This is a genomic window from Aeromonas fluvialis (genome assembly GCF_000819885.1).
GTDB classification, from domain to species: domain Bacteria; phylum Pseudomonadota; class Gammaproteobacteria; order Enterobacterales; family Aeromonadaceae; genus Aeromonas; species Aeromonas fluvialis.
In genome coordinates this window covers 37,588-50,816 of the sequence record NZ_CDBO01000002.1, presented here as the reverse complement: position 1 = coordinate 50,816, position 13,229 = coordinate 37,588, and the positions used below count along the sequence as shown (strand labels likewise).

At 57.9% G+C, this 13,229-nt stretch carries 10 protein-coding genes; 3 read left to right on the top strand and 7 right to left on the bottom strand.

Features of this window, described 5'->3' with window-relative positions:
* Nucleotides 1-12 precede the first annotated feature (12 nt).
* Together BN1125_RS00260 and BN1125_RS18205 are read right to left on the bottom strand one after the other, a co-directional pair.
* A complete protein-coding gene (locus BN1125_RS00260) occupies nt 13-561 on the bottom strand; it encodes a helix-turn-helix domain-containing protein (RefSeq protein ID WP_042009679.1) in 549 nt (182 codons plus the stop codon).
* Entirely contained in the window at nt 561-863 is a 303-nt protein-coding gene (locus BN1125_RS18205; RefSeq protein ID WP_208854201.1) for a hypothetical protein, read from the bottom strand. Before BN1125_RS18205 ends, BN1125_RS00260 begins: the two co-directional genes overlap by 1 nt.
* Nucleotides 864-941: 78 nt before the next feature.
* On the opposite strand from BN1125_RS18205, the gene tnpA reads away from it, so the two are divergent.
* A complete protein-coding gene (gene tnpA / locus BN1125_RS00255; protein WP_084202207.1) occupies nt 942-1,406 on the top strand; it encodes an IS200/IS605 family transposase in 465 nt (154 codons plus the stop codon).
* Between the two features lie 158 nt (nt 1,407-1,564).
* Here tnpA and pflB read toward each other — a convergent pair whose 3' ends face one another.
* The 4 genes from pflB to BN1125_RS00235 all read right to left on the bottom strand — a co-directional run bounded on the left by pflB (nt 1,565) and on the right by BN1125_RS00235 (nt 8,513).
* A complete protein-coding gene (gene pflB, locus BN1125_RS00250; RefSeq protein WP_042009671.1) occupies nt 1,565-3,847 on the bottom strand; it encodes a formate C-acetyltransferase in 2,283 nt (760 codons plus the stop codon).
* Between the two features lie 46 nt (nt 3,848-3,893).
* Nucleotides 3,894-4,742 (bottom strand): formate transporter FocA, encoded by an 849-nt coding sequence (focA, locus tag BN1125_RS00245; protein ID WP_042009669.1) that lies wholly within the window; start codon nt 4,740-4,742, stop codon nt 3,894-3,896.
* A 380-nt stretch (nt 4,743-5,122) separates the two neighbouring features.
* On the bottom strand, nt 5,123-6,883 hold the full coding sequence (gene ycaO, locus BN1125_RS00240; RefSeq protein WP_042009667.1) for a 30S ribosomal protein S12 methylthiotransferase accessory factor YcaO: 1,761 nt from the start codon (nt 6,881-6,883) through the stop codon (nt 5,123-5,125).
* Nucleotides 6,884-7,079: 196 nt separating this feature from the next.
* Nucleotides 7,080-8,513: a glycoside hydrolase family 1 protein gene (locus tag BN1125_RS00235; RefSeq protein WP_042009666.1), complete on the bottom strand. Its 1,434-nt coding sequence runs from the start codon at nt 8,511-8,513 to the stop codon at nt 7,080-7,082.
* 163 nt (nt 8,514-8,676) lie between these two features.
* Between BN1125_RS00235 and BN1125_RS00230 the strand changes: the two genes are divergently transcribed.
* Nucleotides 8,677-9,558 carry a LysR family transcriptional regulator gene (locus BN1125_RS00230; RefSeq protein WP_042009664.1) on the top strand — a complete coding sequence of 294 codons (882 nt, stop codon included), beginning with the start codon at nt 8,677-8,679 and terminating at the stop codon, nt 9,556-9,558.
* A 202-nt stretch (nt 9,559-9,760) separates the two neighbouring features.
* Here BN1125_RS00230 and metE read toward each other — a convergent pair whose 3' ends face one another.
* Nucleotides 9,761-12,040: a 5-methyltetrahydropteroyltriglutamate--homocysteine S-methyltransferase gene (metE, locus tag BN1125_RS00225; RefSeq protein ID WP_042009663.1), complete on the bottom strand. Its 2,280-nt coding sequence runs from the start codon at nt 12,038-12,040 to the stop codon at nt 9,761-9,763.
* Between the two features lie 256 nt (nt 12,041-12,296).
* On the opposite strand from metE, the gene BN1125_RS00220 reads away from it, so the two are divergent.
* Entirely contained in the window at nt 12,297-13,205 is a 909-nt protein-coding gene (locus BN1125_RS00220; protein ID WP_042009661.1) for a LysR substrate-binding domain-containing protein, read from the top strand.
* The last annotated feature ends 24 nt before the right edge of the window (nt 13,206-13,229 follow it).

The window sequence follows — 13,229 nt, the reverse complement described above, 5'->3', positions numbered from 1 at the left end:
AATCATGGGTAATCAGGAAGATATTTCATCCACGCCATTTTCGTAGCAGAAAGACACATAATATTGGCCCCGCTCCTTACGGACGTAGAGCGAATTCGGGATCTCGAATTTACTGTGCGCCTTGTAGGACAGGTAGCCAATATTATTGGTCTTGGTGCCGATGAACAGCCGAACATTGCCGTCAGGGCAGTGGTCAAAACTGAACAGTTCGCGGGTGAGATAAACGGATCCCTTGTCGGTCTTGGATTTGCGTTTTGGTCGCCCGCACTGGCCCTTCATGAACTTCTGATAGGTTTGATACCAGTTAACCGCGCTGTTGCGCAGAATTTGACTTGGGCAGTCTGATAGCCATGGTGTTAATTCTTCGGATTTGAATTGGGCTGCTTTTTGGTCAATCGGTGGATAAGTACCAATGGTGCAATATTTTCGGGCATAGGTGCGGTGGTATTTTTCTTCTTCCACCTTGCAATTCCAGATCACGCGAGCGCAGCCCATCCATTGACTCAACGTTTGTTTTTGAGTCGCGTTCGGATTGGCGCGTAGCTTGATGCCAGTCAGCATTATTTGGCCGCTTTCTTAAGTGCCAGTTGCACAACCCCAGCGGCGAGAATTTCACGCGCACGGGTTATGGATGCAACATCTTCCGCGCTGGCCACCTCGTCTGTGTACCCCCAAAAATGTGCGGCGGCATTCATCTCTACTATTCGAACTTTCCCCGGCTGCAATGGAGGGAGTTTTTGCTGACATAGGTGCCCCGACTCTTTTGACTGGCAGAGGTAATAATCGGCTTTTTTAACCTTGCTTCTACGCAAGGTCACTGTGCGCCCACATCCGCCGGAGCATGGAATGGTCACTTTGTCCACTTCGCCTCCAAATGTTGTCAATTTTGGTAAAGATTAGTACCATTCACGCCACGATGTCAATCTAGTATGAGGTTTAAAATGTACGACTGGCGCACAGGTAGAAGCTGCATCTTTAAAAATCATGCGCACCTAGTCTTTGTTACTAAGTATCGGCGAGAAGTATTTACACTGGAAATGCTGGAGCGAACCAAGTCCATCATCGCGGAGACGTGTGAGCAGATGGATTGTGAGCTATTGGAGTTTGGCGGCGAGCATAACCACATCCATATGATGGTGGCGATCCACCCGAAGGTTTCAGTCTCTAATCTGGTCGGCAAGTTAAAAGGAAAGTCATCGTATATGCTACGCAGGGAGTTCTGGGAGCGGATAAAGCCGATGTTATGGGGCAACCATTTTTGGTCGCCCAGTTATTGCGTGGTGTCATGCGGGGGGGCTACGTTGGAGGTGATAAAGCAGTATATTAAGGAGCAAAACACCCCTCCGAGCGAACAGGCCGTGCAGAGATCCAAGGCCCTGAAAAAAACTAATTTACCTCCCGCTTGACCCGCCCCTAAAGGAGCGGAATTGCGCGGGCTTTTCGTTCAAATGCCCCATAACAACTTTTGTGATTGCGATGGAACTGGATGTAAGTCCACTCCCCCATAATCACATGCATAAAAAAACCGGCGCCTTGGCGCCGGTTTTTGCTCACTATGTCTCGATTACAGAGAAGCGGTGAAGGTACGGGTGATGACGTCTTGCTGTTGCTCTTTGGTCAAAGAGTTGAAGCGAACGGCATAACCGGATACGCGGATGGTCAACTGCGGATATTTCTCCGGGTTTTCCATGGCGTCCAGCAGCATTTCACGGTTCATCACGTTGACGTTCAGGTGCTGACCACCCTCTACGTTGGATTCGTGGTGGAAGTAACCGTCCATCAGACCAGCCAGGTTGGCTTTCTGGGCTTCCATATCTTTACCCAGGGCGTTCGGAACGATGGAGAAGGTATAAGAGATACCATCTTTAGCGTAAGCAAACGGCAGCTTGGCAACGGAAGTCAGGGAAGCAACGGCACCCTTCTGGTCACGACCGTGCATCGGGTTGGCACCCGGGCCGAACGGCGCACCGGCGCGACGGCCATCCGGAGTGTTACCGGTCTTCTTGCCGTACACCACGTTGGAGGTGATGGTCAGCACGGACTGGGTAGCCACGGCACCACGGTAGGTGTTCAGCTTCTGAATCTTCTTCATGAAGCGCTCGACCAGGTCACAGGCGATGTCATCGACGCGAGCGTCGTTGTTACCGAACTGCGGGTACTCGCCTTCGATTTCGAAGTCGATGGCAACGCCATCTTCGTCACGAACCGGCTTGACCTTGGCGTACTTGATGGCAGACAGGGAGTCAGCGGCTACAGACAGACCAGCGATACCACACGCCATGGTGCGATATACGTCACGGTCGTGCAGCGCCATCAGAGAGGCTTCGTAGCTGTACTTGTCGTGCATGTAGTGGATGATGTTCAGCGCAGCAACGTATTGCTTGGCCAGCCAATCCATGAAGTGATCCAGACGATCCATCACGTCGTTGTACTCGAGGAACTCGGACTTGACCATCTCGGTTTTCGGACCGACCTGGATCTTGAGCTTCTCGTCAATACCGCCGTTGATTGCATACAGCATGGTCTTGGCCAGGTTGGCACGAGCACCGAAGAACTGCATCTGCTTACCAACGATCATCGGGGATACACAACAAGCGATGGCGTAGTCATCGTTGTTGAAATCCGGACGCATCAGATCGTCGTTCTCGTACTGAACGGAAGAGGTCTCGATGGATACCTTGGCACAGTACTTTTTGAAACCGACCGGCAGCTTCTCGGACCACAGGATGGTCAGGTTCGGCTCAGGGGACGGGCCCATGGTGTACAGGGTGTTCAGCATACGGAAGCTGTTCTTGGTGACCAGAGTACGGCCGTCAACGCCCATACCAGCCAGGGTCTCGGTCGCCCACATCGGGTCGCCGGAGAACAGTGAATCGTATTCCGGAGTACGCAGGAAGCGAACCATACGCAGCTTCATGACCATGTGGTCCATCAGCTCCTGGGCTTCTTGCTCGGTGAGTACGCCTTTTTGGATGTCACGCTCGATGTACACGTCCAGGAAGCTGGAGGTACGACCGAAGGACATGGCGGCACCGTTCTGGGACTTGACTGCCGCCAGGTAGGCGAAGTAGGTCCACTGTACGGCTTCTTTGGCGGTCGAAGCCGGTACGGAGATATCGCAACCGTACTTGGCAGCCATCACCTTCATCTGTGCCAGAGCACGGTGCTGCTCGGAGATCTCTTCGCGCAGACGGATGGTGGCTTCCAGGTTGACGCCGTTTTCCAGGTCAGCTTGCAGGGACTTGAACTGGGCCAGTTTGTCGGCCATCAGGAAGTCAACACCGTACAGAGCAACACGACGGTAGTCACCGATGATACGGCCACGGCCGTAGGCATCCGGCAGGCCGGTGATAACACCAGACTTACGGCAGTTCAGGATGTCTTTGGTGTAAACGTCAAACACGCCCTGGTTGTGAGTCTTGCGGTACTCGGTGAAGATCTTCTCGACCATCGGGTCCAGTTGACGACCGTACACTTCGCAAGACGTTTTAACCATCTTGATACCGCCGTTGGCGATGATGGCGCGCTTGAGCGGCTTGTCAGTCTGCAGGCCAACGATCTGCTCCAGGCTCTGATCGATATAACCGGCATCGTGTGCGGTAATGGTGGAGGGCAGGTCAGTATCAAAATCGACCGGCGCGTGAGTGCGGTTCTCGATTTTGATCCCTTCCATGACCTTGTCCCACAGCTTGGTGGTCGCTTCGGTCGCGCCAGCCAGGAAGGACTCGTCACCTTCATACGGGGTGTAGTTCTTCTGGATGAAGTCACGGGTGTTGACAGAGGTCTGCCATTCACCGGCCGCGAAGCCTTCCCATGCTTTTTGGAACTGTTCGTTAAGTTCTGCCATTTTTCATTACCTCACACGGTATTGATGTAGTATCCCGCAATCATCCTTAATGATGACGACGGAAGATAAACCAGTAAGTCAGACCAACCATCACGCCACCACCGATGATATTGCCAATGGTGACAGGGATGAGGTTGTGTAGGACAAAGTTGGATACGGTCAGGTCAGCAAAGGTTGCCGGATCCTGGCCGATGGCCTGCCAAAATTCCGGACCAGCCACGCTGTGAATAGCGATACCAACCGGAATCATAAACATATTTGCGATGCTGTGCTCGAAACCTGATGCAACAAACATGGCAACCGGCAACAGCATCACCACTACCTTGTCAGTCGCACTGCGGGCACCAAAGGCCATCCAGGCAGCAAGACAGACCATCAGGTTACAGAGGATACCCAGCGCCACCGCTTCGAAGAAGGTGTGATGAATCTTGTGTTGGGCCACTTTCAGGGCATTGAGACCCCACTGACCATCCGCAGCGGTGTATTCCGCCGATATGATGATGAGACTAACCATCAGCAAACCACCGATCAGGTTACCGAAGTAGACCAGACCCCAGTTCTTGAGCAGCTGAGCCCAGCTGATGCGATTGGCAGCCTTGGCTACCAGCGTCAGGGTGGTGGAGGTGAACAACTCGGCACCAAGCAGCACACAGAGGATAAGTCCGAGTGAGAAGCAGAGACCGCCAACCAGCTTGGCCATACCCCAAGGCATGGAACCGGTTCCGGTAGTCACTGTGATGTAGAAGATAAATGCGATGGCGATGAAAGCGCCTGCGGTAATGGCCAGTGGAATGACCTTGTATGCCGGCTTGGTGGCCTTGGCATAGGTGATGTCTTCAGCCAGTGCAGCGATGGCTTCGGGCTTGAGACAATCGAATGGGGATTCAGCTTTCAATTATTTTCTACCTGAATGTTTTGCCTGTTGAAATCATAACAAAGGGCCAAATAGCCAAAATTGACATTGATCAAGTTTATCAGAGTGCGAATGTAATTTTACTACAAATATTTTAGTGTGATGGCTACGCCACTTTACACCAGGTATCAGCTGAAACAGAAATGTCGCATTTTTAATGTAATGATTTTAAAGAATTTATTTCCAATCATGAAAATATGGTATTGGCAAGATATCTTTGCAGCTCGGCAGCACCCTCCTGCCCTGTCATCAACCCCCTTAGGGGTATTTTTTGTTTTTTATTTCATCTTTGAATAACAATCCCGTGCCTTGCCGCACGATAAACAGAAGGGGCCACACGGCCCCTTCCTTTACAGCAACGATCACGCCCAGTGATGGGCACGCTTGGCGTTTTGCAGCTTCTCGTAGACGGCCAGCAGCTTCTGATGCAGCGGGAACTGGGCCAGCGACAAGTCAGCCACCTCCAGCCCGTAGAAGCGTGCTTCACCGCTGGCGTTGGCCCAGGCCTGTGCCAGGGTCGCTTCGCCATACATGCGGGTGAAGACGGCGCGATACTGCTCCGGATCCCGCTCTTCGTCGAGGAACAACTCGACACAGGCGCGCAACGCACGGTAGTAGCTGGCTCGCTCGGCCGTGAACACCGACTGGTTGAACTCCATGGTCCAGTCGATGAGATCCAGCGCCGTCTCCAACTCTCCGGCAGCCAGCGCCAGCATGGCTTTCAGCTCACCGACACGCAGGGTATGCAGCGCGGTGCCCTTGGCGGCGGCGATGCCCAGCAGCTCGCGTACCCGGGTACGCTCGTCATGCCCCTCTTCATCCAGTTGATCAAACAACGCCATGTACTGATCGCTTTCCCACTCCAGTGATGGCAGCGCCAGGATCACTTCGCGCAGGTTGGCGCCCATGTTGTTGTTGGCCAACAACAGATCTTCCACCGGATAGATATCGGACATACCCGGCACCAAAATGCGGCAGGCATAGACCCCCAGATGCACGTAATCGGCAATATAGACCGGCTGCTCCAGCTCGTGGAAAATGCCCATCAGGTGATCGAACTCCTCTTGAGAGGTGCCGCGGAAATCCCAGTCGGCAAACTCGAAGTCCGCATCCTGTTTGAACAGATCCCAGTTGATGAGGCCAGATGAGTCGATGAAGTGAGTCTCGAGGTTGTGGTGATCCGCCACCTGCTCGTTATCAAACGATGGCGGGACAAACACGTCCAGATCCTTCAGACCACGCCCCTGCAGCAGCTCGGTGACGGTCCGCTCGAAGGCCACTTCGAAGCGGGGGTGAGCACCGAAGGAGGCAAAGCAGGTGCCATTGCTCGGGTTGAGCAGCACCACGCAGATGACCGGATAGCGACCGCCCAGGGACGCATCGAAGCTGTAGATGGGGAAACCTTCGGCCTCCAGCGCGGCGATGGGGGCGGCGATCCCCGGATAACGGGCAATCACCTCGGCCGGGATCAGCGGCAGGCTCAGGCCCTCGGCGATGATCTTGTTCTTCACGTGGCGCTCGAACACTTCAGAGAGCGCCTGAGTGCGCGCTTCGGTCTTGGTGTTGCCGGCGCTCATGCCGTTGGAGACATAGAGGTTGCCGATGATGTTCATCGGGATGTAGACGGTCTGGTGGTCGGACTGGCGTTCAAACGGCAGAGCGACGATGCCGCGTTCCTCGTTGTTTGACTGCAGATCCACCAGCATGTCGGCGGTTACTTCACCGTCCGGGTTGTAGAACTTGCGGGTGAAGCTATCGAGCAGACCGACCGGGAACTGATCACCTTCGATGGGGAACCACTTCTCGTTCGGGTAATGCACAAAATCGCCGTTGGCCACCTGTTCGCCCAGATAGAAATCGGCGAAGAAATAGTTGGTGGAGAGACGCTCGAAATATTCGCCGAGGGCGGAGGCGAGCGCCGCCTTCTTGCTGGCACCCTTACCATTGGTGAAGCAGAGGGAGCACTCCTTGTCCCGAATATGCACCGACCAGACATTGGGAACGGGGTTGAGCCAGGAGGCCTCTTCGATATCAAACCCCAGAGCTTGCAGCTTGGTCTGAAAACGGTCGATAGAGTCTTCCAGCGCCGCGTCCTTGCCGGGAATAAAAGTGTGGTCTGTCATCACGGTATCCTGATTTTTATTGGCTCATGTTTGGCCGCAGATAATAGCAGGGGTCGGCGGCTTTGGCAGGACAAAAATAGGGGCGACCACCATGAGATGAGGACCAAAGAGGTGCTAATCCCCTCTCCCCTTCCACAAACAACACGGGCCCGGGGGTGACCCGGGCCCGTGCGCCATGCACAGTACGTATTGCCGATCAGAGCTGCTTGCCCTTGCTGGCGATCACCTGGCTATACCAGTGAAAACTCGCTTTCTTGAGCCGGCGCAGGGAGCCACCCAGCTCGTCACGCTCCACATAGACAAAGCCGTAGCGCTTCTGATAGCCGTTGAGCCAGCTCAGGATGTCGGTAAATGACCAGGCACAGTAGCCCAAGAGCTCAACCCCGTCTTGCAGTGCCTCCTGACAAGCGACAAGGTGGCTCTTGAGGTAGGCGATGCGGTAGTCATCATTTACCTTGTCACCCGCCTCCAGCTGGTCGAACTCGCCAAGGCCGTTCTCGGTGATCATCAGCGGCAGACCGTAGCGGGACGAGAGGCGGCGCAGGGCGATGCGCATCCCGGTCGGATCGATGGCCCAATCCCAGTTGCTGGTCTCCAGATGCGGGTTAGGCGCCGTCTTGTAGAGGCCGGGGATGCCGCTGGACGGCGTAGTGCCCTTCTTGCCAGTGGTGTTGATCCGCTGCAACGTCTGACCGCCCAGCGGGTTATCGGTATAGGTCAGGGTGTAGTAGTAGTTGACGCCGATGTAGTCGGGCGTCCCCTCGCGCAGCAGCGCGAGATCGCCTGGCAGGATCTCGGGAGCCTCACCGTTTTCCCGCAGATAGGCCAATGCAGCCTGCGGATAGCGGCCAAAACAGTAGGCATCCAGCCACCAGAGGTTGTTGAACTCCTCGGCGTTTTCATAGGCCAGCATATCTTTCGGGTCGCACGACGCCGGATAGGCGGGGGAGTAGGCAAAGCTTGGGCCGATGAGGCCCCCCGGCACGTGCTCACGAAACGCCTTGATGACCTTGGCGTTGGCCAGAAAGGCGATGTGGTTGGCAGCAAAGAAGCGCTTGCGATCTTGCACTGCGGGCGGATGGGTGCCGAGCTGATAGGCGTTGGTCAGGTTGTAGTTCTGCTCATTGAGAGAGACCCAATATTTCACTTTTCCGGCGAAACGCTGATAGAGGGTCACACAGTAGTGCTCGAAATCGGCGATGATCCGTCTGTCTTCCCAGCCGCCGTATTCGTCTTGCAGCGCTTGCGGCAGATCCCAGTGATAGAGGGTCAGCACCGGCTCGATGTCGTGGGCCAGCAGGGTGTCGATCAGCTTCTCATAAAAGGCCAACCCCGTCTCGTTCACCTCGCCCCGACCAGCGGGGTAGATGCGCGGCCAGCTCACCGAGAAGCGGTAGGCCTTGAGCCCCATCTCGGCCATCAGCGCCACGTCCTCTTCCATCCGGTGGTAGTGATCCACCGCCACATCGCCATTGCTCCCCTCGAAGGTCTTGCCCGGCAGCTTGGTGAACAGATCCCACACCGAGGGGCCCTTGCCATCGGCATTCCAGCCCCCCTCCACCTGATAGGCGGCAGAGGCGGCGCCCCACAGAAAATCGGTCGGGAAGTCGTTGAACTTGTGATGATGCATCTGGTGTTGCTCCTGCTGCTGTGGTGACCCAGGCCACCTCGATTGATCCGGCGTGACTGGCTACGCCTCAATGGAATTGGCAATAGCATCGAACAGTTCTAAAATTCCGTCCAATGACAAATGCAACCACTCAACATTCCCAACAGGAATGAAAGGAGCCCTGATGGAACTACGGGATCTGAAAGCCTTCGTCACCCTGGGGGAGGTGCTGCACTTCGGCCAAGCGGCGGTGCGCCAGCATGTTACCCAGTCGGCCCTGAGCAAACAGATAAAACGGCTGGAGGAGGCGCTGGGGGGCGAGCTGTTCGAGCGCAACGCCAGCAGCACCCGATTCACCGTGCTGGGACGGGCGCTTTATGAAGATGCCCGGGCGGTGGTCGTCCAGAGCGAGCAATTGGGCCGCAGCGCCCGTGAGGTGCTGGCAGGCAATGTCGGCACCCTGCGCATCGGCTTTGGGGTCGCCACCAAGTTGCTGGTCCCCGCCGCCATCGCCCGTTTTCGCGCCGAGCGGCCACTGGTGACCATAGAGCTCAACGATCTCTCCACCCATCACCAGTTGCTGGCGCTCAGTGAAGGCAGGCTGGATCTGGGTTTTTGCCGTCTGCCCGCCCCCAAGGGGTGGCACGCCATGGCGGTGGAGCAGGCCCACTTCGTCGCTGTGCTACCCGCCAGCTACCGCAAGGTGCATGCGCTGGCGGATCTGGTGGACAAGCCGCTGGCCATTCTGCGTCGGGACAAGGCTCCGTCGTTTTACGATCACCTGATGAACTATCTGGCCCAGAGCGGGCTGCGTTTTCGCGATATCCAGTATGTGAATGACTTCGCCGCCGGAGTGGCTACCGCAGCCGCCGACATAGCCTGGACCCTGGTCCCCTCCTCCACCACCATAGAGCACCCGGATGTACTGACCCTGCCCCTGCAAGAGAAAGAGGCCAGCTGGACCATAGGGCTGATCCGCCCTCCCCACAGCAACGGGCCGTTGATCGACGCGTTCTGGCCCATCGTCGCCGACCTGAGCAAGCTCAAAACCCGCGAGTGGGTTTAGACCGCAAGTTGCGCCATACGGCAAAGCAGCGCCACAAAAAAGAGGGAAGGCTCGCGCCTTCCCTCCTGGGTATTCCCGTTGCTCTTGTTTTGCTATTGCCGATGGCGGCGAGCGGCCTGCTGATGGGGTTTGCCAAGCAAGGGCCCGGCCGTGACCGAGCATCTTGCCGCCATCAGCAACCCGCCCCCTGTCGTGGTCTGACTTATGCCAGCTCGGCCCGCAGAGCCCTGGTGGCATTGACCATCACTTTGAGTGCGGCCTCAGTCTCTTCCCAACCACGGGTCTTGAGGCCGCAATCCGGGTTGACCCACAGCCGCTCGGCCGGGATCTGCTTGGCCGCCTTGCGCAGCAACCCTTCAATCCAGCGCTGGCTCGGCACGTTCGGCGAGTGGATGTCATAGACACCCGGGCCAATCTCGTTGGGGTAGTTGAAGCGTTCGAACGCTTCGAGCAGCTGCATCTGGCTACGGCTGGTCTCGATGGTGATCACGTCCGCATCCAGCGCCGCCACCGCCTCGATAATGAGGTTGAAGTCGCTGTAACACATGTGGGTGTGGATCTGGGTGCTGTCCACCACCGGGCTGGCACTGAGGCGGAAGGCCCGCACCGCCCAGTCGAGATAGGCCTGGTGATCCTGCTTGCGCAGGGGCAAGCCCTCGCGGATCGCCGGTTCGTCGATCTGAATGATCTTGATGCCAGCGCTTTCCAGATCCGCCACCTCGTCACGAATGGCCAGCCCAATCTGCAGGGCGGACTGCTCGCGGCTCACATCTTCCCGCGGGAAGGACCAGCAGAGGATGGTCACCGGGCCCGTCAGCATCCCCTTGACCGGCTTGTCGGTCAGGCTCTGGGCATACTGGGTCCACGCCAGGGTCATGGGGGTCGGACGGTCGATGTCCCGGGTGATCACCGGCGGCTTGACGCAGCGGGAGCCATAGCTCTGTACCCAACCGAAACGGGTGATGGCAAAGCCATCCAGCAGTTCACCGAAATACTCCACCATGTCGTTGCGCTCGGCCTCGCCGTGTACCAGCACGTCCAGCCCGATCGCCTCCTGACGCGCGATGGCATCACGGATCTCCCCCTGAATGCCCGCCTCATAGGCGCCGTCATCGATGCGACCGGCCCGCCACTCCTGACGCAATCCCCGGATCTGCGAGGTCTGCGGGAAGGAGCCGATGGTGGTGGTGGGCAGCAGCGGCAACTTGAGATCCGAGCGCTGCAGCTCGGCCCTGATCGGATAGGGGCTGTGGCGATCAAAGTCGCTGTTGCTGAGGCTGGCGAGCCGCGACTGCACCGCACGCTTGTGGACCCGACTATCGGACTCCCGATCCACGATGGGCTGGCTGTAGGCGGTGATTTTGTCGAGCTCGCCCCCATCCAGATACTCTCTGAGCATCCCCAATTCGAAGCATTTTTGCAAAGCGAAGGCGAACCAGCTGCGGGTCTGGGGATCCAGCTCCTGTTCCAGGGTCAGATCCACCGGACTGTGCAGCAGCGAGCAGGAGGAGGCAACCCAGAGCCGCTCGCCCAGTTTGGCTTTCAGTGCCTTCAGGGTGGGCGCCAGCTTGGCCAGATTGGCACGCCAGACGTTGCGACCATTGATCACCCCGGCGGAGATGACCCACTGGGCTGGCAGATGCGGCACCAGCGTCTCCAGCTGCTCGGGGGCCGCCACCAGATCCAGATGCAGGCCATCCACTTTCAGGCTGGTGATGATGTCGCGCTGATGAGCCACCGAACCGAAATAGGTAGTGAGCAACAGTTTGCAGGGGCCCGCGAGGCGCTCGTAGGCGTTGAGGTAGACCAGCCGCCACTCGTCCGGCAAGTCCAGCGCCAACGCCGGTTCGTCGATTTGTACCCACTCCACTCCCTGGGCGGCCAGTTTCGCCAGGATCTCTTGATAGACGATGAGCAGGCGATCGAGCAGTTCAAGGCGAGAGAAGTCGCTCTCTTTCTCCTTGCCAAGCCACAGATAGGAGATGGGCCCCAGCAGCACCGCCTTGACCGGCAACCCCAACGCTTTGGCCTCGTCCACCTCGTCAAACAGCTGGCACCAGCCCAGTTTGAAGCGCTGATCGCGGCTGAACTCGGGCACCAGATAGTGGTAGTTGGTGTTGAACCACTTGGTCATCTCGGCGGCAGCCGCCGCCGGGCCGGTCGGCGCTCGGCCACGGGCGACCCGGAACAGGGTATCGAGATCGGTCTCGCTCTTGCCATCCACGAGATGACGGTGGCGCTCGGGGACGGCATCCACCAGTAGACTGGTACCCAGCACCTGATCGTACCAGGCAAAATCCCCCACCGGCAGCAGTGTGACCCCGGCGGCCTGCTGCACCTGCCAGTGACGCTCACGCAGCTGCTTGCCCACGGCAACCAGCTCAGCCTGGCTGGTCTCGCCACGCCAGTAGGGTTCGAGGGCAAATTTCAACTCGCGCTTGGCGCCGATACGGGGAAAACCCAGGGTGTGTGCTAGGGTCATAGGTCCATTTCCTTATGCTCGTTTATCTGATGGGACACCGGATGATTTAGCCGTCCGGATGTTTACACATCCAAAATGACAAGATAAGGTGGCCTTGGCTATTGAATCCTCTTCAACTGGCGCTCAAAGGATCCGCAACTGACTGGCAGCCCATTAACCAGCGAGGATAGAGCCGCGAGATCAAGAGGCGCCGTCCGGCCATGCCACGGCCGAGCTCAAGAGCAGAGCCACACGGGATAACACAAGGAGCCAGCTGATGGCACAGCCCAGCACGTCAGGGATAGAGATCAAACACCTGAAAACTCTCAGCGCACTGGCCGAGCAGGGGTCGCTGGCTGGGGCGGCGCTCACCCTCAACCTGACCCAATCCGCCCTCTCCCACCAGCTCAAAGAGCTGGAGACCCGCCTCAATCTGGAGCTTTACCTGAGAAAGAGTCGCCCGCTGGTGCTGACGGCCGCGGGCAACCTGCTGCTGGGGCTCGCTCGTCAGGTGCTGCCGGCCCTGGCCCAGAGCGAAAAACAGCTGCAGGCCCTGCAAAGCGGCGATGCGGGCAGATTGCATCTGGCGCTCGATTGCCACAGCTGCATCCAGTGGCTGCTGCCACTCATGCCCGATTTTCGCCGCCAGTGGCCCGGGGTGGATCTGGAGGTGGAGTCGGTGCCGGGCTTTGATGCCATCAGCGCCCTGCTCGGTGGCCAGCTCGATCTGCTGCTCACCTCGGACGTGCAGGCGCGCGGCGATCTCCACTTTGAGCGCCTGTTTGCCTATGAGCTGGTGCTGGTCATGGCGCCGGATCACCCCCTCTGCCAACGACGGGCCATCGCGGCGGCGGATCTGCGCCCCGAGGTGCTACTGGTCTACCCGGTGGAGCGGACACGCATGGACGTGTTCAGCCGGTTTTTGCAACCGGCTTGCGTCGAGCCCGCCCGCTGCAAGCCGGTGGACAACACCTCGGTGATGCTGCAAATGGCCGCCGCTGGCCTTGGCGTTGCCGCTCTGCCGCGCTGGGCCTGCGAGGCGTTCGTCCGTCAGGGGTTGCTGGAGGCGCGCCCGCTCGGGGAGGGGGTGCGCCGCCACATGTACGGGGCCGTGCGTGCGGCCGACAAGGATCAACCCTGTCTGCAGAGCCTGTTTGGCCGTATTCGCGCCAACATGGCGACCTGACACCTTCGGCCAACACGGCGCCAA